The following is a 23,218-nucleotide window of genomic DNA, read 5'->3' on the forward strand; positions in this document are numbered from 1 at the left end:
TATAACACCACCCTATATATGACCCGAATCGGGTTGAAGCACCAATCAAACGGAACAGGATGCAAAAATGGTTACTTTCCACACCAATCACGGCGATATTGTCATCAAAACTTTTGACGATAAAGCACCTGAAACAGTTAAAAACTTCCTGGACTACTGCCGCGAAGGTTTTTACAACAACACCATTTTCCACCGTGTTATCAACGGCTTTATGATTCAGGGCGGCGGTTTTGAGCCAGGCATGAAGCAAAAAGCCACCAAAGAACCGATCAAAAACGAAGCCAACAACGGTCTGAAAAACACCCGCGGTACGCTGGCAATGGCCCGTACTCAGGCACCGCACTCTGCAACTGCACAGTTCTTCATCAACGTGGTTGATAACGACTTCCTGAACTTCTCTGGCGAAAGCCTGCAAGGTTGGGGTTACTGCGTGTTTGCTGAAGTGGTTGAAGGCATGGACGTGGTAGACAAAATCAAAGGTGTAGCAACCGGTCGTAGCGGTATGCACCAGGACGTGCCAAAAGAAGACGTTATCATTGAAAGCGTGACCGTTAGCGAGTAATCGTGGCGACACTCTTTATTGCAGATCTTCATCTCTGCGTGGAAGAACCGGCGATCACCGCCGGTTTTCTGCGTTTTTTAGCGGGGGAAGCCCGCAAGGCCGACGCGCTGTATATTCTTGGCGATCTGTTTGAAGCATGGATTGGCGATGACGATCCCAACCCACTCCATCGCCAGATGGCCGCAGCGATCAAAGCGGTATCCGATTCCGGCGTTCCCTGCTATTTCATTCATGGCAACCGTGATTTTCTGCTTGGCAAACGCTTTGCCCGTGAGAGTGGCATGACGTTATTGCCGGAAGAAAAAGTGCTCGAACTTTATGGTCGCCGGGTGTTGATTATGCATGGCGACACGCTGTGCACCGATGACATCGGTTATCAGGCTTTTCGCGCCAAAGTCCACAAACCCTGGCTGCAAACGCTATTCCTCGCCCTGCCGTTGTTTGTGCGTAAACGCATTGCCGCGCGAATGCGCGCGAACAGCAAAGAAGCCAACAGCAGTAAATCGCTGGCGATCATGGACGTTAACCAAAACGCGGTGGTCAGTGCGATGGAAAAACATCAGGTGCAATGGCTGATCCACGGGCATACCCATCGCCCGGCGATCCATGAACTTATCGCCAATCAGCAACCTGCTTTCCGCGTCGTGCTGGGTGCCTGGCATACGGAAGGTTCAATGGTGAAAGTCACGGCGGATGACGTTGAGCTGATTCATTTTCCGTTTTAAATACCCGCAACTTTGCTGATTTCACAGCCACGCAACCGTTTTCCTTGCTCTCTTTCCGTGCTATTCTCTGTGCCCTCTAAAGCCGAGAGTTGTGCACCACAGGAGTTTTAAGACGCATGTCTTCCCGCAATAATCCGGCGCGTGTCGCCATCGTGATGGGGTCCAAAAGCGACTGGGCTACCATGCAGTTCGCCGCCGAAATCTTCGAAATCCTGAATGTCCCGCACCACGTTGAAGTGGTTTCTGCTCACCGCACCCCCGATAAACTGTTCAGCTTCGCCGAAAGTGCCGAAGAGAACGGTTATCAGGTGATTATTGCGGGCGCAGGCGGCGCAGCGCACCTGCCGGGCATGATTGCCGCCAAAACGCTGGTGCCAGTGCTGGGTGTGCCAGTACAGAGCGCCGCACTGAGCGGTGTCGATAGCCTCTACTCCATCGTACAAATGCCGCGCGGCATTCCGGTGGGTACGCTGGCGATTGGTAAAGCTGGCGCGGCAAATGCGGCGTTACTGGCAGCACAAATTCTTGCGACTCATGATAAAGAACTGCACCAGCGTCTGAATGACTGGCGCAAAGCACAAACTGATGAAGTGCTGGAAAACCCGGACCCGCGAGGTGCGGCATGAAACAGGTTTGCGTCCTCGGTAACGGGCAGTTAGGCCGTATGTTGCGCCAGGCAGGCGAACCGTTAGGCATTGCTGTCTGGCCGGTCGGGCTGGACGCTGAACCGGCGGCGGTGCCCTTTCAACAAAGCGTGATTACCGCTGAGATCGAACGCTGGCCGGAAACCGCATTAACGCGCGAGTTGGCACGCCATCCAGCCTTTGTGAACCGCGATGTGTTCCCAATTATTGCCGACCGTCTGACTCAGAAGCAGCTTTTCGACAAGCTTCACCTGCCGACCGCACCGTGGCAGTTACTTGCCGATCGCAGTGAGTGGCCTGCGGTGTTTGATCGTTTAGGTGAACTGGCGATTGTTAAGCGTCGCACTGGTGGCTATGACGGTCGCGGTCAATGGCGTTTACGCGCCGATGAAACCGCACAGTTACCGACTGAATGCTACGGCGAATGTATTGTCGAGCAGGGCATTAACTTCTCTGGCGAAGTATCGCTGGTTGGCGCGCGCGGCTTTGATGGCAGCACTGTGTTTTATCCGCTGACGCATAACCTGCATCAGGACGGTATTTTGCGCACCAGCGTCGCTTTCCCGCAGGCCAACGCACAGCAGCAGGCGCAGGCCGAAGAGATGCTGTCGGCGATTATGCAGGAGCTGGGCTATGTTGGCGTGATGGCGATGGAGTGTTTTGTCACGCCGCAAGGTCTGCTGATCAACGAACTGGCTCCGCGTGTACATAACAGTGGTCACTGGACGCAAAACGGTGCCAGCATCAGCCAGTTTGAGCTGCATCTGCGGGCGATTACCGATCTGCCGTTACCGCAACCGGTAGTGAATAGTCCGTCGGTGATGATCAACCTGATTGGTAGCGATGTGAATTATGACTGGCTGAAACTGCCGCTGGTGCATCTGCACTGGTACGACAAAGAAGTGCGTCCGGGCCGTAAAGTGGGGCATCTGAATTTGACCGACAGCGACACATCGCGTCTGACCGCGACGCTGGAAGCATTAATCCCGCTGCTGCCGCCGGAGTATGCCAGTGGCGTGATGTGGGCGCAGAGTAAGTTCAGTTAACCTGGTACTCATATTCCTGCCGGATGCGGCGTGAACGCCTTATCCGGCCTACTAATCCGGTACCCATTGTAGGCCTGATAAGACGCGTCAAGCGTCGCATCAGGCATGGTGCGCCGATTACCGGATGCGGCGTGAACGCCTTATCCGACTACCAATCCGGTACCCATTGTAGGCCTGATAAGACGCGTCAAGCGTCGCATCAGGCATGGTGCGCCATATGCTGGATGCTCCCATCACGACAGCGAAATACAGGTCCCCGCTTCGCCCGCCAGCGTCTCTTCAATCCGCGATAACGCCCCAATCCACGCAGGTTTACCACGGCTTCTGACATAGCCACTCACCGCCGTTACCTTCGGTCCCATCGCCCCATCGGCTTTGGCAAATGGCGCTAACTCATCCGGTGTGGCATGGCGAATGGCGCGTTGCTGCGGCGTTCCCCAGTTTTCATAAACCGCGTCAGCATCGGTGAGGATCACCAGTCCATCGGCATTAATCTGCTCGGCAAGCAACGCCGCGGCGAGATCTTTATCAATCACCGCTTCACTCCCTGCTCCGTCATCCGTCACCGGAACACCGCCGCCGCCACTGCAAATCACCACATGCCCCTCTTTGAGCAACAACTCGATGGCTTCGCTGTCGAGAATTTTACGAGGCTGGGGAGATGCCACCACCCAGCGTAAATATTTGCCATCACGCTTCATTTTCCAGCCGTAAGCCGTTTCCAGTGCCTCTTGTTCTTCTGGCTGATAAACCGGGCCGATAAACTTCTCTGGCTGCAAAAACGCCGGATCATCAGACGAAACCTCAATGCGCGTCAGCACCGTCGTGACAGGCGGCATCTGCGGCTGTGCGCTCAAGCTCTGCGCCAGCATATAGCCAATCATCCCCTGGCTTTCCGCCACCAGCACATCCAGTGGATACGGTTCGACCTCTTTCCACGCCAGATTCTGTAACGCCAGCAGCCCCACCTGTGGCCCGTTGCCGTGAACAATCGCCAGCCGATAAGCACGCGCCAGGCGCGCCAGCGCGGGAACAGCACTGGCAATATTGCGATATTGATTTTCTGCCGTCAGCGCCTCACCGCGCTGGAGTAAGGCATTGCCCCCAAGAGCTACAACCAGTGTTTTCATGGTGTTCCTTGTAATAATTGTTGACCAAGCCAGAACCCCAGCAGCGTATCGGCCCCTGACGTATGCCCCAGCGCCAGCAGCGAATCAATCGCAACAGCGGTACGTTTCGGGCAACTCAGAGCATGAACAAAGTGCAGGAGTGGCGAGGCGAAATATCCTTGCGCGGCATAACGCAAATAATTAACGCTCACCGCTGTGGTAACGAGTTGAAGATTGTCGGAACAGGCAAAAAACGGGCGACCGGAGCGCGCATCTAAAGCGCCATAATACCAGGCTGCCAGCAGCATTCCCGTTAGCGTGTCATCATGACTCGGCGTTAATCCCGGCCCTTTACCCAGCCAGTGCCGCCAGTCGGTCTTAACGCCATTGAGCGCGGCCTGAAAACAGTGACGAAACTGGCGTAATTCAGCAGGCAGCGGATCGCCTGCCGCCAACGCCAGCGGCCCGAAAAGCCCGGTTTCCTCCGCGCGTTGCATCCATGCCGCTGCAAGCGGTTGAGGATGCGCAGGCGGCGTAATACGCAGCAAACAATAACGCTGTGGCTGTTTAACCGTGAAACGCCCGAGGCGAATCCCTTGAGCTACAACCTGTGGTCGTTCATTGCCGCATAATCCACCGCATAACGCATCGAATTGCGCGCGGCGAAGCACCCATCCTCCGGGACCGAAACCACTTCCCTGACGATGTAGCGTTAACAGTTCGCCACTTTCCGTCAGCAGATTAATCGCTCGCCGCCAGATGCCCGCTAACCGCCAGGACTGGCGATAGTCTGGTGCACTACGGCTGGCAAGCAGAGGATGGATCATCGTCATTGCGCGTTCCTCAACCAATACCCATGCTTTCAGCCAGAGCTTCCAGCGCCTGTTCAAAGCACGCCAGCGGTGCCCGCACAGTGCCTGCACCAATCTGCCCGATACCCGCCTCTTTATGGGCGATACCCGTATTGATGAGTGGTGTAATGCCGGTTTCTACCACGCGACGAATATCCAGCCCCAGGCACGCGCCCTGGAAATCCCAGCCGGGGATCTGCAACTGCATATTGCGTTCAAGGAAGATTTCCGCCATCTCTTCAGATACCGCTCTGGCTGCTTCCATACCACCCGCACCGACAAAGCGCGTTACGCCAGGGGCGGCGATCATTGCCGCACCACCGATACCAAAGGTTTCGGTAATCGCGCTATCGCCCATATCCGGGTTCGCCTGCTCCTGCGAGAAGCCGGTGAAAAACAGACCTTGGGGAGTGTTTACAGGCGCAGTAAACCAGCGTTCGCCCAGCCCGCTGACCCGAATCCCGAACATATTGCCGTTGCGGGTCATAGCCGTGACGATGCTGCCTGCGCGGATCATCGCACCAGCATCCATCGCCGCCTTGCAACAGGCCATCGCGAGGTTAAGGAAGAACTGATCGGTCACGCTGAGGAAATCCATCACTTCCGCAATGTGCTGTTTATCATGATCGAGGCGAGCAATTTGTGGGGCCAGCGCACGCATTAACAGTGCTGAGGAAGCAATATTGCGTTGATGGAATTCATCGCCCATCGTAATGCCCTGCGCCATCATCGCGGTGAGATCGATACCGCGCTCCATGCGCCCCAGCGCCGCGCTTAATACCGGCATTAACACATCACGCATCCAGCGATGGCGAGTCAGGACATCTTCGCCGTAAGCGCCAAAACGCATCACTTTACCGATACCTTCGTTGAGGTTGCAGTACGCCCGGTTACCGTCGGTCACGTTCTCGACCACCAGCATCGGCATACTGGCAGAAGTAATGCCGCCCATTGGCCCGACAGCATTCACATGATGACAAGGAATGAAGTTCACTTCCCCTTGTTCCAGCATCGTCAGTGCCTGCGCTTCATCTTTCGCCCAGCCTTCAAACAAACACGCGCCCACGCATGCCCCTTTCATGGGCCCGGTCATCTCCTGCCAGCGCATCGGCGGCCCGGCGTGAAGCAGTGTTTTACCCTGATTTAATTCATTAATGAGTGAAGAAGCCGGTTGCACATCCAGCCAGTGTGGACGAGCGCGACGAATTTGTTCGATAACCGCAGCATTGGCTTGCGCCACTGATGTAAACATGGGAACCCCTTATTGCAAACGTTCTAATAAACGAGCCAGTTTTTTATTGCCGCCGGCGACTGGTGACCATTGGTAATGCACAACCGGTTTGCTGGCGCTTTGTAGTTCCAGCGCAAAGCTGCGTAACCCGATGTTAATCACGGCGACGTTTTCCAGTAGTGACGGTGTGTGTTGCTGTGTGGCAGGCGAGAGCGGATGAATTAACGCCGCCGCCAGCAAGGTGGCTTCCGGCAGCGAACTCACTACCGCGATCCCTGCATCTTCCAGCGTGGCGATTTGCTGCGAGCGGCATTGCGGGTCACGTTCAGTGCCTGTCACTGTGGCAATGGCATACAGTGGTTGATTGTCTGAACGCACGGCACAGGCTTTTTGCCAGGCGCTTACCAGCGAGGCTGCAGGATCGGTGGTCGCACCGAAGCCAATCACCACATCAAGCAGCAATACGCGCACTTGCGCTTTAGCGCCGAGATCGGCAATTAACTGGTTGCGTAAGGTTGGGTCGATCATCGGATGGGGACGCCCGACGGTGTAGAAATCATCGCCGAGGTCAATGATCTGGTGACCATCGGCGTCCAGCATCATGCCGTGATGATGGGTATCGTCGGCTACCACGCCAAGATGCGCGGCAAGTAATCCCGCCGCTTCGGCGGCTAACGTACCGCCGGTATACAAGCCGCAAATAAATCCGCTGCTGGCAGGCGCTATCGCGTTACGTCGCGCCGTAACGCGTGAAAGCAGGCAAGCCAGGCGCGCAGCCTCATCCAGCGAGGAGGCAAACCAAACATTCTCGTCGCGAGCCACCGCCGGGATATAACCTAAAAACAGCGCCACCGTCGGTTTGCCGGTTGCTTTCATGGCATTAACAATTTTCAGACGCACAGCTTCGGCAGGCGGTTTTGAAACAAATGCCAGCACTTCGCTTTTCGCATCGGTGCTTAACATTTCCAGCGCCGTTAGCGCACTGATGCCGCCCACTTCACGGCTGAGATCGCGCCCGCCAAGACCAATCGCGTGAGTAATTCCCTCACCTGCCAGCGCAATCTGTGAGCACAGCTCCTGAATCCCGGTACCGGAAGCGCCAATGACGCCAATGTTGCCTTCCGGCATCACGTTAGCAAAAGCCAGCGGCGTGGCGGCAATCATCGACGTACCGCAGTCTGGCCCCATCACCAGCAAGCCTTTTTCCCGTGCGCGGGTTTTAAGTTGGATTTCATCTTCCAGCGTGACGTTATCGGAGAACATCATCACGTTGAGGTTGCGATCCAGCGCCTGATTCGCCAATTCCGCCGCATACTCTCCAGCCACTGAAATCAGCGCCAGATTGGCATTGGGTAATTTCTGACTGGCACTATCCCAGCGACGCACCTGCGTCAACGCCTGGCTGCTTCCTGTACCCTGTGCCAGTTGTTTTAGCGCCTCTTCAAGCTGCCGCATAATCGCCTGCGCGATCCCTGCATCCGCCGCTTCGCTACGAATCGCCACGCAAATATCGTTCGGCGTGGCGTGATTAAAATCGTCATGCCAGAAACCTGTAGTCTCTAATAACGCTTTATTGGCGGGCGTACCCATCATTACGGAAACATCATCAACATTTTCTGATTCGCTGAGTTTTCGTGAAATAATCATTAAACTGACCGAATCCTGAAAACACCCTTTTTTAATAAAGGCGTGGATCATAACAACTCCTTAAAAATTGCACCCATGGCAATTGCACGAGCAGTGTTAATGTGGCGATTACGGTATAGATGACAACGAGTAAATAAGGTGATGAATATCACACAGACATTATTAACAAAAGAATTCAAATAACCGCCAGACTATTACGCGTTATTTTTTAATAAGCATAGTTGTTTTAAAAACTAGGTTAAAAGCGAGCGGATTATCAAATAAATTCTAACTATATTTTTTTGCCTGTCTGGATCACATAATCCAGATATTTTCCCTGTATGTTAATTGCAGTCATGCTTCACACCGTCGTTAAAAAGGAAGACAGATGAAAATCAGTCGGGAAACACTCCACCAGCTAATCGAGAATAAACTCTGTCAGGCTGGGTTAAAACGTGAGCACGCTGCAACCGTGGCTGAAGTATTGGTTTACGCCGATGCCAGAGGGATCCACTCTCATGGCGCGGTGCGCGTTGAATACTACGCAGAGCGCATATCAAAAGGCGGCACCAACCGCGAACCAGAGTTTCGTCTTGAAGAAACCGGACCGTGCTCGGCAATTTTACATGCCGACAATGCCGCCGGACAGGTCGCGGCAAAAATGGGTATGGAACATGCCATCAAAACCGCCCAGCAAAAAGGCGTTGCGGTGGTCGGTATCAGCCGGATGGGTCACAGCGGCGCAATCTCTTATTTTGTGCAGCAGGCAGCCCGCGCCGGATTGATTGGCATTTCGATGTGCCAGTCCGATCCAATGGTGGTGCCGTTTGGCGGCGCGGAAATTTACTACGGCACTAACCCACTGGCCTTTGCCGCGCCGGGAGAAGGCGACGAGATTCTTACTTTTGATATGGCGACTACCGTACAGGCATGGGGAAAAGTGCTCGACGCCCGCTCGCGTAATATGTCTATCCCGGATACTTGGGCGGTCGATAAAAACGGTGCACCAACAACCGATCCGTTCGCGGTACATGCTCTGCTCCCCGCCGCAGGGCCAAAAGGATATGGCCTGATGATGATGATTGACGTCCTCTCAGGCGTCTTACTCGGCTTACCGTTCGGGCGTCAGGTCAGTTCGATGTATGACGATTTACACTCCGGACGTAATTTGGGGCAATTACATGTAGTTATTAATCCGAACTTTTTCTCCCCCAGCGAATTATTCCGTCAACATCTTAGCCAGACCATGCGCGAATTAAATGCCATTACCCCCGCGCCCGGTTTTAACCAGGTTTATTATCCCGGACAGGATCAGGATATTAAACAACGCAAAGCCGCCGTCGAAGGCATCGAAATTGTTGATGATATTTACCAGTATTTAATTTCCGACGCGCTTTATAACACGTCATACGAAACGAAAAATCCCTTTGCGCAATAATTGTTGAGACAGGACTTTCTTATGATTACACATTTCCGTCAAGCCATAGAAGAAACGCTGCCCTGGCTTTCCTCTTTTGGCGCTGACCCAACGGGTGGAATGACCCGTTTACTTTATTCGCCGGAGTGGCTGGAAACCCAGCAGCAATTTAAAAAAAGAATGGCAGCAAGTGGGCTGGAAACACGTTTCGATGAAGTGGGGAATTTATACGGCCGCCTGAACGGCAGCGAATACCCCCAGGAAGTGATTCTGAGCGGTTCGCATATTGATACCGTGGTTAACGGCGGTAACCTCGACGGACAATTCGGCGCACTGGCGGCGTGGCTGGCGATTGACTGGCTGAAAACGCAATACGGCGCGCCGCTGCGAACGGTCGAAGTGGTGGCAATGGCGGAAGAAGAAGGCAGCCGCTTCCCGTATGTCTTCTGGGGCAGTAAAAATATCTTTGGGCTGGCGAATCCTGACGACGTGCGGAATATCTGTGATGCCAAAGGAAATAGTTTTGTCGATGCAATGAAGGCTTGCGGATTTACACTGCCGAACGCCCCACTAACTCCGCGTCAGGATATTAAAGCCTTTGTCGAACTGCATATCGAACAGGGTTGTGTGCTGGAAAGTAATGGTCAGTCAATTGGCGTGGTGAATGCAATTGTCGGGCAACGTCGCTATACGGTGACGCTGAACGGCGAATCAAACCATGCAGGCACCACGCCGATGGGTTATCGTCGTGATACGGTTTACGCTTTCAGTCGCATTTGCCATCAGTCAGTTGAGAAAGCGAAAAAGATGGGCGATCCGCTGGTGCTGACCTTTGGCAAGGTGGAGCCGCGCCCGAATACGGTGAATGTAGTGCCGGGTAAAACCAAGTTCACTATTGATTGTCGTCATACCGACACTGCCGTGTTGCGCGATTTTACCCAACAGTTAGAAAACGACATGCGGGCGATTTGCGATGAAATGGACATTGGTATTGATATCGATTTATGGATGGACGAAGAACCCGTGCCGATGAACAAGGAGCTTGTCGCCACCCTGACAGAATTGTGTGAAAGCGAAAAACTGAATTATCGGGTAATGCACAGTGGTGCCGGGCACGACGCACAAATTTTCGCGCCTCGCGTGCCGACCTGCATGATTTTCATTCCCAGCATCAACGGGATCAGCCATAACCCGGCGGAACGCACCAATATTACCGACCTTGCCGAAGGGGTCAAAACGTTGGCACTCATGCTTTATCAACTTGCCTGGCAGAAATAAGGAGTTATAAATGGGATATTTAAATAACGTCACCGGTTACCGCGATGATTTACTGGCTAACCGTGCGATTGTTAAACACGGTAATTTCGCGCTGCTAACCCCGGACGGTCTGGTAAAAAATATTATTCCGGGCTTTGAAAATTGTGACGCGACAATCCTCTCCACGCCAAAGCTGGGGGCCTCTTTTGTTGATTATCTGGTCACACTGCATCAAAACGGCGGCAACCAACAGGGCTTCGGTGGTGAAGGAATTGAAACGTTCCTGTATGTGATCTCTGGAAATATCACTGCCAAAGCCGAAGGGAAAACATTTACCTTAAGCGAAGGTGGTTATCTTTATTGCCCGCCAGGCTCCTTAATGACGTTTGTTAACGCCCAGGCCGAAGACAGCCAAATCTTTTTATATAAGCGTCGCTATGTTCCGGTAGAAGGTCATGCGCCGTGGCTGGTTTCTGGCAATGCCAGCGAACTGGAACGCATTCATTATGAAGGCATGGACGATGTTATTCTGCTGGATTTTCTGCCCAAAGAGTTAGGTTTTGATATGAACATGCATATCCTCTCTTTTGCGCCAGGTGCCAGCCACGGTTATATCGAAACTCACGTTCAGGAACACGGTGCCTATATTCTTTCCGGTCAGGGGGTTTATAACCTCGACAATAACTGGATCCCGGTGAAAAAAGGCGATTACATCTTTATGGGCGCTTATTCCTTACAGGCCGGTTATGGCGTAGGGCGTGGTGAAGCGTTTAGTTATATTTATTCGAAGGATTGTAACCGCGACGTTGAGATTTAAGTCATACCACACGCCTGATTATTTTTAGCTATGTTGGATTTTGCCACGGTTTATACCGTGGCTTTTTTTGTAGTCAATTCAGGTAAAAAAAAGATGCGATATAAATCGCATCCGCTTTAAAGGTAAGAGTCAGTTTTTAATTCCCTGACCTATTTTAATGGCGCAGGCAATATTTCGCGCACTGTTGAAGAGATTGGTTTCACCGCTGGCGAGCACTTCGGCTAAAGGTGCCAGACGTGGCAAAATGCTGAATACCGCGTCAATGCCGTACTGGTGCACCACTTCCACGCCATCACCCAATACGCCAGCAATCCCAATCACCGGTACATTAAACTGCTTCGCCACCGATGCCACACCCAGCGGCGCTTTACCGCCTGCCGTTTGCGAGTCGATGCGCCCTTCCCCGGTGATCACCAGTGCTGCACCCTGCACCGCGTGCGCAAGATTGACCGCATTCAACACAATCTCAATACCCGGTTTAATATCCGCATTGAGGAATACCGCCGCCGCAATGCCCATGCCTCCGGCAGCACCGCCGCCCGCCATCTGGCAGACGTTGATTTCAGTTAGCTGTTGTAAAACACGGGCGTAATTTTGCAGCCCCTGTTCCAGCTCTTCGACCATTTCTGGCGTTGCCCCTTTTTGCGGGCCAAACACCGCCGCCGCGCCGCGTGCCCCTACCAACGGATTATCTACATCGCACGCTACTTCAATATGGCAGTTCGCCAGGCGCGGATCGCATTCATCCATCTCAATGCTTGCCACGCGCGCTAAATTGCCACCGTTAGCCGCCAGCGCCTGACCGTCGGCATCAAGGAAACTCGCACCAAGCGCCTGCGCCATGCCCATACCGCCGTCGACCGTCGCGCTACCACCAATGCCGAGAATAATATGGCGAATACCGTTATCCAGCGCATGACGAATCAGCTCGCCAGTGCCATAACTTGACGCCAGCAACGGATTACGCTTTTCAGGTTCGACCAGCATCAGGCCACTTGCCGCCGCCATCTCAATCACCGCCGTTTTCCCGTCGCCGGTAATGCCATAAAAAGCATTCACTTTTTCGCCCATCGGTCCACAGACTTCAAGCGTCACGATTTTGCCGCCCGTCGCGGCGACCATCGCCTCCACCGTCCCTTCGCCGCCATCCGCTATCGGCAAACAGATATAGTGCGCATCGGGAAATATGGTCGAAAACCCGGCTTTAATTGCCTGACAACATTTTTCTGCACTTAAGCTCTCTTTAAACGAGTCTGGCGCAATGACAATCTTCATTATCAATCCTTTTTCAACAAATTATTCGATGCGTTCCCACGGAATAAGATTATCCATAAGAACAGCCAGTAAAATTCCGACCAGTAAGCCGTTACTGAGCAGAGGACGAAGCGTTAATGGAAGGTCTTGCAGATACACAGGCGGTAATGCCATTAAAAATATGCCGACAAATAACGGCAATGCGAGTCGATAAATATTGCGAGCGGTAAACGTGATTTGCTGGCTAAACACCAGCGCGGAAAAGAGTAAAGGCAGATAAGAAACCAGCATGACCGCGCTACTCACTGGTAAGGGGATACTGCAAAACAGTCGCGTGAGTGCCGGAACCAGTGCCACCAGCAGGCAAATAACGCTGCCATAAATAAACGAACGCCGCGTGTAATCGCCAGTCTGGGTTAATAAACCAATAGATGAAACAAACGGTGAAAATGGAATTACCGCCAGCGGCACGGTTATCAGCGTCATAAATCCGGTCGCCACAAAGCTGCGACGATAACGCGCATTCCCCGCGCCCTGTTGCGGATAAAAAACATCCGTTCCGCGAATCGCACCGTAGGTATTACTGATATTTACCAGACCTGTAATCACCGCCGTCAGAATAATCCCCGGCAACAAAGCACCGCCACTGCCAAGCGGGAACCACTGCCAGTGCAACTCACCGGAAAGCGAGTGCGAAGAAGGAAAGCAAAAGTACCACAACAACCAGCCGGTTATCGTACCAACCAGTAAGCCGTAACGGGCAAAACGTTGCGGCAGGAAGATAATCATCGCCAGTACCAGGCACATCACCGCGACCGAGAGCGCGAACGGCGGTAACTGAATTTTAAAATTTGGGTCGGCTATGCCAAACGGCAGGCCGAGCATACCTTTGAAAAAGATAGTGGTCAGCTGCGCGCCCAGCATCAACATAAACAAGACCATCACCGACGGCGTAAATAACCGCGCCAGGCGATGACCTAATCCGCTAAAACCAATCAACATCGTCAGCACGCCAGAAATCGCAATCCCCACCGCCAGACTGGTAGCGATATCGTTGATCGGGGTCCCGCGCGATGCTTCGCCAAGGGTGATAGTAAGGATGGTTCCCCACCACAGGCCACCCGGCCCTTCCATAATAGCGCGACGATGACCGCAGAACGCCTGAGCGAAACAGGCCAGCGCGGTAGCAAGAAAAGCATATTGCGTGAGCGTAAGCAGGCTACTTTGCGGCAACTGAAAAGCCGAAAGTAGCGTAGGAGGAACCACAACCGTGTTACAAAAAATAAAGAAAAACCACTGAAATCCTGATAACAGGCTTTCACGGCTGACTGCAAAATTGAACATAAACACACCTTAACCGGAGAATGCCCGCCGCAAGGACGGGCATTGCAGGGGCCAGATTACTGCTGATGTTTAAGGATAAATTGACCTTTCGGCGCAACAGGGAAACCCTGTTCGATGTCGTAAATCACATCACCACGTAAGAGGGTTTTCGTGATACGCGCGCCAATGGTACGGCCAACATACGGGCTGACTTTGTGGCGATATTCCAGATCGTCATTGGTAAGAACATAGCTGCTATTCGGCTGAATGAAGACGAAGTCGGCATCTTTTCCTGGGGCGATCCGGCCTTTTTGCTGCAAACCGAAAATATCTGCTGCGTTAGTTGCCATTAATTTGCCGAACATCGGCAGAGACATACCACGTTTCTGTACTGCTTCATCGAACATCACGTCCATGCAGCTTTGCAGACCGGCGATACCGCCCCATGCTTTCATGATGTTGCCTGCTTTCATTTCCGGCGGGCATGGAGAGTGGTCGGAAACCAGGCAGTCGATTTCACCGTTAAACAGTTTTTCCCACATGCCTTTCTGGTTTTCCAGATCGCGGATCGGTGGTGAACACTTCGCCAGAGTACCGATTTCTTCGAACTGATCGGTATCCAGTACAAAGTAATGCGGGCAGGATTCACAGGTAACGTCCTGGCCTTCCTGACGCGCACGAGTCACCTCTTCAACACCTTCCGGGCTGCTGATGTGGCAAACGTGCAGACGGCAACCGGCGACTTTCGCCAGGTACAGTACGCGGCGAATCGCTTCCACTTCGGTAAACACCGGACGCGAAGCCACATAGTCATGAGCAGTTACGCGACCTTCGCGCTTCGCTTCTTCGCCCAGTTCGTCACAGATCAGCGCATTTTCGCAGTGCACCAGCACCGGCTGTCCCAGTTCGCCCAGCTTCTGCGCACCTTTGAAGAACTGCCAGTCATTGACGTCACGGAAGTCGTTGTCGATACCGCGATCGCCACAGGTCGCAACGAAGCATTTGAAGCCGACAACGCCCACTTCATCCAGCTCATGCAGACGGTCGATGTTGTAAGACACCAGGCCACCGAGTTGCGCCGCATCGATAGTCAGCTTGCCTTTAGCGGCATCAAATTTCAGTTCAATCGATGCGCGGTCAACCGTTGCAGGCAGCTGGTTGAGCGGCATTTCGATCATGGTGGTGATACCCCCTTTTGCCGCTGCGCGAGTACCCGTTTCATAACCTTCCCAGTGGCTACGACCCGGTTCAGAAATATGGGTGTGCGCATCAACCATGCCTGGCGAAACCACCAGACCAGACGCATCCATAACTTCTTTTGCATCGCCCAGATCCTGACCGATAGCGGCAATTTTTCCGCCTTTAACGGCGATATCTACAACGCGAGCTTCGTTTTCTAAAATAACGGTGCCGTTTTTAATGATTAAATCAAAAGACATAACAAACTCCTTGTAAAATACAGATTGGTTTTTTAACTCAATGTTCAATATCGGGATTAATTAACCTGTGACTTTTTGTTCTCCTGTTTTTTCTGCTGCAGTACGTTTCTTTAATAAGGCGTAGGCCGCAAAGGCGACGATGACGCCGACAAACCATGAAACACGCGATAACGGTTCCATAAAGGGAATAAACTTACCGCCAAGAGATAAAATAACGGCGACCAGAGTTACTGAGAACGCGGTGAGGTTAAAGCCGTTATCGTAATATTTATAATCGCCTGCTGCGGTGTACAGCTCATCAAGATTAATTTGCCCACGCATCACCACAAAATAATGCGCCATCATCACACCAATGACCGGACCCAGCATTCCGCCGATAATATCGAGGAACAGATAAATACTGTCCTGATTTTCCATTAACTTCCACGGGCTGATCAGCAGGCTAATAATACTGGCAATCAGTACGCCATTTTTATAAGTCAGTTTCGTCGGCGCAATAGCGGCAATCTGATATCCGGCTGGAATAATATTACCGGTGGCATTAGTGGAAATGGTCGTCATCAGAATAACCAGTACCGCAAAGAACGAGGCGAACAGGCTGTCCCAACGCTGAACAATATCCAGCACGTTCCAGGTGTCAGCGCCGTAGTGAATACTGGCTCCGGCAATAATACATACCCCGGCGACCGCAAACAGAATATAGGCCACAACTAAACCCAGCGTTTGCCCCAGCGCTTGCTCACGAAACGAGTGGGCGTTTTGCGTAAAGTCGGATGCGCTCACCGCCGGTGCCGCCCAGACCGCAACTACCGCGTTAATCACCACCAGGAACAGGAAGCCACCGTTTTCTGCTTTCTGAATACCGCTCGGAATGTAGTCAAAGATTGGACCGATCCCGACCAGCGAAATTGCCCAAATCGCCATACCGCCGAAAACGATATAGATGCACGGGTTAAGAATGGCAGTGAATTTATTTAAAACTTTTCCGCCGCCAAAACCAATACCAACGTTAACCAGCCAGAAGAGTAAGAAAGTAATTAATCCCGGTAGAGAAAGGCCTAACAGAGTGAAATCACCACCGAGAGTCAAAAATCCCGGCCAGATTTTGCCAATCAGAATCAAGCAGGCCAGTGACCCCGCGTAACATTGCAGGCCAAACCACATAATGGCAGCAATACCGCCTCTTAATAATCCGGGAAACAGTGCACCACGTACGCCGTAAGAAGCACGCAGGATCATGGCAAACGGTACGCCGTATTTACTGCCCGCAGCACCGTTTAATACCATTACCGCGGCAATGAAAAAGGCACTGAGGATAATTGCCAGCATAATACTAAAGGTAGACAAGCCGAGAATAAAAAAGCCGCCGACCATCACATAATTGGGAACGTTATGAACCGAACCCATCCATAAGGTAAAATAGTTAAATGTTTTCCAGGTCCGCTGGCTTTGCGTTTTCGGCAATAGATCTTCGCTATAGCCGCGTTGCTGGAATAGTTTTCTCTGATGTTCCATAAATCCCTCTTAATTTCACGTATCGAATAACGCTGTTTTTAATCTAGCTATGAGGAACAAATAAAAAACAAATATTATTTTAAATACTGAAGCAACATCTTTGGCTGCTTTCTTTTTTAATATTGCTGGCCGATTCATTTTCTGATATCGGCCATTTTTATTGCGGGTATCAGGCCAGTTTATGGTTAGCCATTAATTCCAGCGCCTGCACTAACGCAGAGTGATCCAACTGGCTGCCACCGTTTGCCGCACAGGTATTAAACAATTCCTGGCAGGTCGCGGTGTTTGGCAGGTTCAGCGCCAGTGCTTTCGCACTTTGCAGTGCCAGGTTGAGATCTTTCTGGTGCAGCGCAATTTTGAAACCTGGATTAAAGGTGCGTTTAATCATGCGCTCACCGTGAACTTCCAGAATACGTGAGGAAGCAAAGCCGCCCATCAGCGCCTGCCGCACACGTACCGGATCCGCTCCGGCTTTTGAAGCAAACAGCAGGGCTTCAGAAACCGCTTCAATATTGAGCGCCACGATAATCTGATTTGCCACTTTGCAGGTCTGGCCGTCGCCGTTACCGCCCACGAGGGTGATATTTTTACCGAGCAGTTCAAACAGCGGCTTAACACGTTCAAATACCGCTTCGTCACCGCCAACCATAATCGACAACGTCCCTTCACGCGCGCCGATTTCACCGCCGGAGACGGGCGCATCGAGATAATCACCGCCCAGTTCATTCACCTGACGAGCGAAACGTTTAGTTTCGATCGGGGAAATGGAGCTCATATCAACAATGGTTTTGCCCTTCAGCGAGGCTTTGGTACAACCATTTTCACCAAACAGAACTTCTTCAACCTGTGGCGTATCCGGCACCATAATAAAAATGATGTCCGATGCTTCCGTTACCTGGCGCGCAGTTTCAACACTGACGGCACCCAGTGACAGTAATTCATCAGCAACCGGACCAATGGTTGTGACATGCAGTTGATGACCGGCACGCGCCAGATTAATGGCCATCGGTGTACCCATAATGCCTAAGCCAATAAATCCCAGTTTCATAATTAACCTCTTTTAAATTTCGCTTTTCCTGAATTCAGACAACACGATCCCCTGCCAACTTAGCGGCCTAAAAAAGCATTGCCTGAACAGCGTTACGTTTTAACGGTACGGATCCATCCAGCGTAAACCGGCTTCCGTGGTGGTTTGGGGTTTATATTCACACCCAACCCAACCGTTGTAGTCAGAATTTTCAATTACCGTAAAGAGATACTCATAATTAATTTCTCCGGTTCCCGGTTCGCCGCGATGCGGATTATCGGCAATTTGCAGGTGACCAATTTTATCGGCCCATTGAGTCATAGTGTTGGTTAATTCACCTTCCATCCGCTGCATATGATAAATGTCATACTGAATTTTCAAATTGCAGCAACCAACATCATCAATCAGTTTCAGCGCCTGCCGAGTTCCGGTGAGATGGAAACCAGGAATATCAAAATGGTTGATAGGTTCAATCAGTAATAAAATATCTTCTTTCATCAGCATATTCGCGGCATAACGCAGGTTTTCTACAAGCGTTGCGTGAATCTGTTCACTGCTGAAACCAGCCGGCGTTTTACCGACCAGACAGTTAATTTTTTTATTACCCAGCGCACGAGCATAACGAATCGCTGCTGCTACGCCATCCCGAAACTCTTCTTCACGGCCAGGAATACAAGCAATACCCCGCTCGCCCGCCGCCCAGTCACCTGCCGGTAAATTGTGCAGCGTATGTTCGAGTTTATTACTCGCCAGCACCTGTTTTAATTCTTCAATGTCGTAGTCATAAGGAAACATAAATTCAACGCCGCGAAAACCACACTGCGCAGCTTTCTCAAAACGGGCGAGAAAATCATATTCACCAAATAACATCGATAAATTCGCAGAGAAACGTAACATTATTTATCTCCCTTATTCATAGTGCATGAAGCAGGTTTCAGTCGGCGCGTCCGCTGCGTTATCGGCGATATCTTCAAATTCCATGACGTTATCCAGTTCGCTGCCCATTGAAATATTGGTCACACGTTCGAGAATAACTTCCACAACTACCGGAACACGGTATTGCGCCATTAAGGCTTTCGCCTGATCAAAGGCCGGAGCAATATCTTCCGGTTTGAAGACACGAATTGCTTTACAACCTAAACCTTCCGCTACTTTTACGTGGTCGACGCCGTAACCGTTCACTTCGCTGGAGTTAATATTTTCGAACGCGAGCTGTACGCAGTAATCCATATCAAACGCGCGCTGCGACTGGCGAATCAGACCCAGATAGGCGTTATTCACCAGCACATGGATGTACGGAATGTTGAACTGCGCGCCAACGGCTAACTCTTCAATCAGGAACTGGAAGTCGAAGTCACCGGAAATCGCCACCACATTGCGCTCTGGATCAGCGGCACACACGCCCAGCGCCGCCGGAATGGTCCAGCCCAACGGGCCTGCCTGCCCACAGTTGATCCAGTGGCGGTCTTTAAAGACGTGCAGCATTTGTGCCGCAGCAATTTGCGACAGCCCGATGGTGGTGACATAGCAAACATCGCGACCAAAGGCTTTGTTCATCTCTTCATACACGCGCTGCGGTTTAACCGGCACGTTGTCGAAGTGGGTTTTGCGCAGCATAGTGCGTTTGCGCTGCTGGCAGTCGGAGACCCACTCTTTACGACACGGCAGACGACCCGCTTTTTGCATCTCCTGAGCGACTTCAACCAGTAACGTCAGGGCAGCTTTAGCATCAGAGACAATCCCCAGATCCGGGCACAGCACGCGACCAATTTGCGTCGGCTCAATATCGATATGGACGATTTTGCGCCCTTCGGTGTATTTCTCTACCGAACCGGTATGACGGTTGGCGAAACGGTTACCGATACCAAACACCATATCGGACGCCAGCAGCGTTGCATTACCGTAACGATGCGCGGTTTGCAGACCCACCATCCCGGCCATCAGTTCATGATCGTCCGGGATACAGCCCCAGCCCATCAGCGTTGGGATCACCGGAACGCTGGTCAGTTCAGCAAACTGTTGTAACAGTGCAGCTGCGTCAGCATTGATGACCCCGCCCCCGGCAACAATCACCGGACGTTCAGCCTGGATTAACATTTCGACCGCTTTTTCAATCTGCATACGGCTGGCCGCTGGTTTGTAGACCGGCAACGGTTCGTACATGTCAGGATCAAACTCGATTTCCGCCACCTGAACGTCGAACGGTAAATCCACCAGTACCGGACCCGGACGACCAGAACGCATCAGGTGAAATGCCTGTTGCAGCACACGAGGCACCAGCGCCGCTTCACGAACTGTAACCGCCATTTTGCTGACCGGTTTAGCAATTGCTTCAATATCAACGGCCTGGAAATCTTCTTTATGCAGACGAGCACGCGGTGCCTGACCAGTGATGCACAAAATAGGAATGGAATCAGCAGAAGCGGAATAGAGCGCGGTGATCATGTCCGTGCCCGCAGGACCGGAAGTCCCCAGACATACGCCGATATTCCCTGCCGTTGCGCGGGTATAACCTTCCGCCATGTGCGAAGCACCTTCCACATGACGCGCCAGAATGTGGCGAATACCGCCGTGCTTACGCATCGCTGAGTAGAACGGATTGATTGCAGCTCCCGGAACGCCGAAGGCGGTGGTGATACCTTCTTTCTCCAGCACATACATTGCCGCGTCAACGGCTCTCATTTTTGCCATTTTATTCCTACCTCTATTAATTGGAAAAATTTTCCAACTTTCAAATTTTGTCAAAAAAACCCGCTCCGCAGAGCGGGATGCGACAGACACTATGGATGTGCTTTCAGTCCCAACGCCGTGCTGATATCGCGGGCGGTGTCTCTGACCAGCTCACCCTGACTGACAAAACGATCTTCTGTCAGTCTTGATGAAGGTCCGGAGATGGAGATAGCGGCAACAACGCTACCTACATCATCGTAAATTGCTGAAGCTATGCAATTCAGACCTACAACATGCTCTTCTTTATCTACGGTATAGCCCAGTTCACGCGCTTGTTCCAGGTCCTTCAGCAAGGTGGGCATATCCACAAGCGTAGTTGGCGTAAACTGCTGCAAACCGGTTTGCAGAATGATGCTCATCAACTCCTCTTCCGCCAGCGGATAAAGCAGCGCCTTGCCCGCACCGGAAGCATGCAGCGGCAGACGACTGCCCAGTGGCGCACACATCCTGACCATCGATTTACACTCTAACTGACCAATTAATACTGCTTCATTGCCGTTACGGATCGCGACATTGACCGTTTCGCTGGAAAGTAACATCAGGCGGCGCATAAACGGCCCGGCGACGGAGAGGACATCGCGGTTATGGATGTACGCCGCACCGACGTTAAAGACACCTAATCCTATATGCCACCAGCCTAACTGACTGTCCTGATAGACAAAATCCGCTGCCTGTAAAACCTTCAGCAAGCGAAAGGTCGTGGAGAGCGGCAAATCCAGATTGAGAGAAATATCGCTAACCGACGAACTTCCCCCACTTTTTTCCAGATATTGCAGAATCGCAATTCCCCGCTCTAACGCCTGTGCGCCCTTCTGTGCCACAGGCTCCGCCTGTCCTGGCCTGCCGCGCCGTCTAACTTCCGTCATACCTACGTTAACTCCGACCTACAAGTGAGCATAAACAATGAACAATTAATTTATCTTATGCAAGTCGGTTGCAGGCGTCACGCAAAACAGAGTTCCTGTTCAGGAATACTTTCAACATCACAGTTGTCACTGCCGCCGCGATCGATGGTCAGAAAATCGGTGACGCGCTGCCAGGCAAAAAGTGGGTGATGCCAGACGTTACGATGGTAATTCACTCCCTGTTCGCCGTTGGTAATAAACGCCCGCAGGGTTGACAGGTCTGGTTTGTCGTCACCTAACGCCACGACCACCACAAACACTTCACCTTTCATCGGGATAAAGGCCTGAGTGCCCAGCGGATGACGTTCGAGTTCGTGAATGGTCAGCGGCAGATTGGCCGGTTGCGCGCGGTTAATGCTGATAAGCGTACGGTCTTGCTCAAGAATCTCAACCAGCGCCAAATCGTGGTAACGCTCCACCAGTCCATTGTTAATATGGAAAAAATCCCGTTGCTGCGTTTCTATTACGTCGCCATAAGCACTGAAGGCTTCCTGACTTAACGGTAATACCTGAAGTTTCATCTTTTTGTCCTTGTAACATAATTCCGTTCAACCACCGCCGACCGGACAATGTGGTTCAATAACAGGCAATCTAAAACCTTAAGAGAACAACATCAACACAAAAGTTGGAATATTTTTCCAAAAGTAGATTTAGCCCACAAATCACACAGGGTTATCATGTGAAAATACAGGTAAATCAAAGGACAGGAAAATCACGCAACCTGCGGATTTAAAAGGGGATACCTGAAGATGTTCGATCCAGAAACTTTGCGGACTTTCATTGCGGTTGCTGAAACAGGAAGTTTTTCAAAAGCGGCAGAACGACTATGTAAAACCACGGCGACGATCAGCTATCGCATTAAACTACTGGAAGAGAACACCGGAGTGGCGCTGTTTTTCCGCACGACTCGCAGCGTGACGTTGACAGCGGCTGGCGAGCATCTACTTTCTCAGGCCAGAGACTGGCTGAGCTGGCTGGAAAGTATGCCCAGCGAGCTGCAACAGGTGAATGATGGCGTGGAACGCCAGGTGAATATTGTCATCAACAACCTGCTCTACAACCCCCAGGCCGTCGCCCAGCTGCTGGCGTGGCTGAATGAACGTTACCCCTTTACCCAGTTTCACATCTCCCGACAAATCTATATGGGCGTCTGGGACTCGCTATTGTACGAAGGTTTTTCACTGGCTATCGGCGTCACGGGAACCGAGGCGCTGGCAAATACCTTTAGTCTTGATCCCTTAGGATCGGTGCAATGGCGCTTTGTCATGGCGGCGGATCATCCGCTGGCGAAAGTTGAAGAGCCGCTAACAGAAGCGCAGTTGCGGCGCTTTCCGGCGGTTAATATTGAAGACAGCGCCCGCACACTAACCAAACGCGTCGCCTGGCGATTGCCGGGGCAAAAAGAGATTATTGTTCCCGATATGGAAACGAAAATCGCCGCCCATCTGGCGGGCGTTGGCATTGGTTTTTTGCCAAAATCACTTTGCCAGTCAATGATCGATAATCAACAACTGGTCAGCCGGGTAATCCCAACGATGCGCCCTCCTTCGCCATTGAGTCTGGCATGGCGCAAATTTGGCAGTGGCAAAGCGGTAGAAGATATTGTGACCTTGTTTACTCAGCGCAGGCCGGAAATCAGCGGATTTTTAGAAATTTTCGGCAACCCACGCAGTTAAAAATCAAGTTTCCTTGCGCGTTGGCGCGTAAAATAGCGTGCAAGCTGATTTGAGGTTCACTTTT

21 protein-coding genes are annotated in these 23,218 nt (G+C 51.9%); 8 read left to right on the plus strand and 13 right to left on the minus strand.

The annotated features are described in order from the left end of the window. Positions 1 to 67: 67 nt before the first annotated feature. The 4 genes from ppiB to purK all read left to right on the plus strand — a co-directional run bounded on the left by ppiB (position 68) and on the right by purK (position 2,977). Positions 68 to 562, plus strand: coding sequence for a peptidylprolyl isomerase B (gene ppiB, locus BEB42_RS07365; RefSeq protein ID WP_000256002.1), 495 nt, complete (start codon positions 68 to 70; stop codon positions 560 to 562). A 2-nt stretch (positions 563 to 564) separates the two neighbouring features. Beyond that, positions 565 to 1,287: a UDP-2,3-diacylglucosamine diphosphatase gene (gene lpxH / locus BEB42_RS07370; protein WP_000212256.1), complete on the plus strand. Its 723-nt coding sequence runs from the start codon at positions 565 to 567 to the stop codon at positions 1,285 to 1,287. Positions 1,288 to 1,403: 116 nt separating this feature from the next. Beyond that, positions 1,404 to 1,913 carry a 5-(carboxyamino)imidazole ribonucleotide mutase gene (gene purE / locus BEB42_RS07380; protein ID WP_001295318.1) on the plus strand — a complete coding sequence of 170 codons (510 nt, stop codon included), beginning with the start codon at positions 1,404 to 1,406 and terminating at the stop codon, positions 1,911 to 1,913. Then, complete coding sequence (gene purK / locus BEB42_RS07385) at positions 1,910 to 2,977, plus strand: 5-(carboxyamino)imidazole ribonucleotide synthase (protein WP_000815519.1); 1,068 nt, start codon at positions 1,910 to 1,912, stop codon at positions 2,975 to 2,977. The genes purE and purK overlap by 4 nt, the downstream gene beginning before the upstream one ends. Positions 2,978 to 3,210: 233 nt before the next feature. On the opposite strand, the gene BEB42_RS07390 is transcribed toward purK, so the two are convergent. The 4 genes from BEB42_RS07390 to BEB42_RS07405 are packed head-to-tail and all read right to left on the minus strand — an operon-like array spanning position 3,211 to position 7,866. Next, positions 3,211 to 4,107 carry a carbamate kinase gene (locus BEB42_RS07390; RefSeq protein WP_105267258.1) on the minus strand — a complete coding sequence of 299 codons (897 nt, stop codon included), beginning with the start codon at positions 4,105 to 4,107 and terminating at the stop codon, positions 3,211 to 3,213. Next, positions 4,104 to 4,919 (minus strand): DUF2877 domain-containing protein, encoded by an 816-nt coding sequence (locus BEB42_RS07395; protein WP_001353383.1) that lies wholly within the window; start codon positions 4,917 to 4,919, stop codon positions 4,104 to 4,106. Before BEB42_RS07395 ends, BEB42_RS07390 begins: the two co-directional genes overlap by 4 nt. 10 nt (positions 4,920 to 4,929) lie before the next feature. After that, positions 4,930 to 6,189 (minus strand): DUF1116 domain-containing protein, encoded by a 1,260-nt coding sequence (locus tag BEB42_RS07400; protein WP_105267259.1) that lies wholly within the window; start codon positions 6,187 to 6,189, stop codon positions 4,930 to 4,932. A gap of 9 nt (positions 6,190 to 6,198) precedes the next feature. Further along, positions 6,199 to 7,866, minus strand: coding sequence for an acyl-CoA synthetase FdrA (locus BEB42_RS07405; RefSeq protein WP_074501008.1), 1,668 nt, complete (start codon positions 7,864 to 7,866; stop codon positions 6,199 to 6,201). A gap of 316 nt (positions 7,867 to 8,182) precedes the next feature. Between BEB42_RS07405 and allD the strand changes: the two genes are divergently transcribed. The 3 genes from allD to allE are packed head-to-tail and all read left to right on the plus strand — an operon-like array spanning position 8,183 to position 11,285. Further along, on the plus strand, positions 8,183 to 9,232 hold the full coding sequence (allD, locus tag BEB42_RS07410) for an ureidoglycolate dehydrogenase (RefSeq protein ID WP_000703884.1): 1,050 nt from the start codon (positions 8,183 to 8,185) through the stop codon (positions 9,230 to 9,232). 21 nt (positions 9,233 to 9,253) lie between these two features. Then, entirely contained in the window at positions 9,254 to 10,489 is a 1,236-nt protein-coding gene (gene allC / locus BEB42_RS07415; protein WP_001353384.1) for an allantoate deiminase, read from the plus strand. 10 nt (positions 10,490 to 10,499) lie between these two features. Continuing rightward, positions 10,500 to 11,285 (plus strand): (S)-ureidoglycine aminohydrolase, encoded by a 786-nt coding sequence (gene allE / locus BEB42_RS07420; RefSeq protein ID WP_000540959.1) that lies wholly within the window; start codon positions 10,500 to 10,502, stop codon positions 11,283 to 11,285. Between the two features lie 129 nt (positions 11,286 to 11,414). On the opposite strand, the gene glxK is transcribed toward allE, so the two are convergent. From glxK to allA, 9 genes are all read right to left on the minus strand, one after another. After that, positions 11,415 to 12,560 carry a glycerate 3-kinase gene (gene glxK / locus BEB42_RS07425; RefSeq protein ID WP_001353385.1) on the minus strand — a complete coding sequence of 382 codons (1,146 nt, stop codon included), beginning with the start codon at positions 12,558 to 12,560 and terminating at the stop codon, positions 11,415 to 11,417. Positions 12,561 to 12,581: 21 nt separating this feature from the next. Then, positions 12,582 to 13,883, minus strand: coding sequence for a uracil/xanthine transporter (locus BEB42_RS07430; RefSeq protein ID WP_001353386.1), 1,302 nt, complete (start codon positions 13,881 to 13,883; stop codon positions 12,582 to 12,584). Between the two features lie 56 nt (positions 13,884 to 13,939). Further along, positions 13,940 to 15,301: an allantoinase AllB gene (allB, locus tag BEB42_RS07435; protein ID WP_000006898.1), complete on the minus strand. Its 1,362-nt coding sequence runs from the start codon at positions 15,299 to 15,301 to the stop codon at positions 13,940 to 13,942. A 60-nt stretch (positions 15,302 to 15,361) separates the two neighbouring features. After that, a complete protein-coding gene (locus BEB42_RS07440) occupies positions 15,362 to 16,816 on the minus strand; it encodes an allantoin transporter (RefSeq protein ID WP_000401118.1) in 1,455 nt (484 codons plus the stop codon). A gap of 169 nt (positions 16,817 to 16,985) precedes the next feature. After that, complete coding sequence (gene glxR, locus BEB42_RS07445; RefSeq protein ID WP_000765839.1) at positions 16,986 to 17,864, minus strand: 2-hydroxy-3-oxopropionate reductase; 879 nt, start codon at positions 17,862 to 17,864, stop codon at positions 16,986 to 16,988. Between the two features lie 99 nt (positions 17,865 to 17,963). Next, the gene (gene hyi / locus BEB42_RS07450) at positions 17,964 to 18,740 is read right to left on the minus strand and encodes a hydroxypyruvate isomerase (protein ID WP_000943560.1); all 777 of its coding nucleotides are present in this window, start codon (positions 18,738 to 18,740) and stop codon (positions 17,964 to 17,966) included. A gap of 12 nt (positions 18,741 to 18,752) precedes the next feature. After that, the gene (gcl, locus tag BEB42_RS07455; RefSeq protein WP_001353387.1) at positions 18,753 to 20,534 is read right to left on the minus strand and encodes a glyoxylate carboligase; all 1,782 of its coding nucleotides are present in this window, start codon (positions 20,532 to 20,534) and stop codon (positions 18,753 to 18,755) included. Between the two features lie 89 nt (positions 20,535 to 20,623). Next, positions 20,624 to 21,439, minus strand: coding sequence for an HTH-type transcriptional repressor AllR (allR, locus tag BEB42_RS07460; protein WP_033873180.1), 816 nt, complete (start codon positions 21,437 to 21,439; stop codon positions 20,624 to 20,626). A gap of 77 nt (positions 21,440 to 21,516) precedes the next feature. Next, complete coding sequence (gene allA, locus BEB42_RS07465; RefSeq protein WP_000776388.1) at positions 21,517 to 21,999, minus strand: ureidoglycolate lyase; 483 nt, start codon at positions 21,997 to 21,999, stop codon at positions 21,517 to 21,519. 228 nt (positions 22,000 to 22,227) lie between these two features. On the opposite strand from allA, the gene allS reads away from it, so the two are divergent. Next, complete coding sequence (gene allS, locus BEB42_RS07470) at positions 22,228 to 23,154, plus strand: HTH-type transcriptional activator AllS (RefSeq protein WP_000460135.1); 927 nt, start codon at positions 22,228 to 22,230, stop codon at positions 23,152 to 23,154. The last annotated feature ends 64 nt before the right edge of the window (positions 23,155 to 23,218 follow it).

It is taken from the genome of Escherichia sp. MOD1-EC5990, from assembly GCF_002965285.1.
Classification (GTDB): Bacteria; Pseudomonadota; Gammaproteobacteria; order Enterobacterales; family Enterobacteriaceae; genus Escherichia; species Escherichia coli_F.

What these genes read in the sequence shown, in the direction of transcription:
- BEB42_RS07405 (WP_074501008.1), bottom strand. Translation starts at nt 7,866, where the DNA reads ATGATCCACGCCTTTATTAAAAAAGGGTGTTTTCAGGATTCGGTCAGT.
- allR (WP_033873180.1), bottom strand. Translation starts at nt 21,439, where the DNA reads ATGACGGAAGTTAGACGGCGCGGCAGGCCAGGACAGGCGGAGCCTGTG.
- allS (WP_000460135.1), top strand. Translation starts at nt 22,228, where the DNA reads ATGTTCGATCCAGAAACTTTGCGGACTTTCATTGCGGTTGCTGAAACA.
- glxR (WP_000765839.1), bottom strand. Translation starts at nt 17,864, where the DNA reads ATGAAACTGGGATTTATTGGCTTAGGCATTATGGGTACACCGATGGCC.
- purE (WP_001295318.1), top strand. Translation starts at nt 1,404, where the DNA reads ATGTCTTCCCGCAATAATCCGGCGCGTGTCGCCATCGTGATGGGGTCC.
- allD (WP_000703884.1), top strand. Translation starts at nt 8,183, where the DNA reads ATGAAAATCAGTCGGGAAACACTCCACCAGCTAATCGAGAATAAACTC.
- allE (WP_000540959.1), top strand. Translation starts at nt 10,500, where the DNA reads ATGGGATATTTAAATAACGTCACCGGTTACCGCGATGATTTACTGGCT.
- ppiB (WP_000256002.1), top strand. Translation starts at nt 68, where the DNA reads ATGGTTACTTTCCACACCAATCACGGCGATATTGTCATCAAAACTTTT.
- BEB42_RS07430 (WP_001353386.1), bottom strand. Translation starts at nt 13,883, where the DNA reads ATGTTCAATTTTGCAGTCAGCCGTGAAAGCCTGTTATCAGGATTTCAG.
- BEB42_RS07395 (WP_001353383.1), bottom strand. Translation starts at nt 4,919, where the DNA reads ATGACGATGATCCATCCTCTGCTTGCCAGCCGTAGTGCACCAGACTAT.
- gcl (WP_001353387.1), bottom strand. Translation starts at nt 20,534, where the DNA reads ATGGCAAAAATGAGAGCCGTTGACGCGGCAATGTATGTGCTGGAGAAA.
- BEB42_RS07400 (WP_105267259.1), bottom strand. Translation starts at nt 6,189, where the DNA reads ATGTTTACATCAGTGGCGCAAGCCAATGCTGCGGTTATCGAACAAATT.
- allA (WP_000776388.1), bottom strand. Translation starts at nt 21,999, where the DNA reads ATGAAACTTCAGGTATTACCGTTAAGTCAGGAAGCCTTCAGTGCTTAT.
- purK (WP_000815519.1), top strand. Translation starts at nt 1,910, where the DNA reads ATGAAACAGGTTTGCGTCCTCGGTAACGGGCAGTTAGGCCGTATGTTG.
- allC (WP_001353384.1), top strand. Translation starts at nt 9,254, where the DNA reads ATGATTACACATTTCCGTCAAGCCATAGAAGAAACGCTGCCCTGGCTT.
- allB (WP_000006898.1), bottom strand. Translation starts at nt 15,301, where the DNA reads ATGTCTTTTGATTTAATCATTAAAAACGGCACCGTTATTTTAGAAAAC.
- glxK (WP_001353385.1), bottom strand. Translation starts at nt 12,560, where the DNA reads ATGAAGATTGTCATTGCGCCAGACTCGTTTAAAGAGAGCTTAAGTGCA.
- hyi (WP_000943560.1), bottom strand. Translation starts at nt 18,740, where the DNA reads ATGTTACGTTTCTCTGCGAATTTATCGATGTTATTTGGTGAATATGAT.
- BEB42_RS07390 (WP_105267258.1), bottom strand. Translation starts at nt 4,107, where the DNA reads ATGAAAACACTGGTTGTAGCTCTTGGGGGCAATGCCTTACTCCAGCGC.
- BEB42_RS07440 (WP_000401118.1), bottom strand. Translation starts at nt 16,816, where the DNA reads ATGGAACATCAGAGAAAACTATTCCAGCAACGCGGCTATAGCGAAGAT.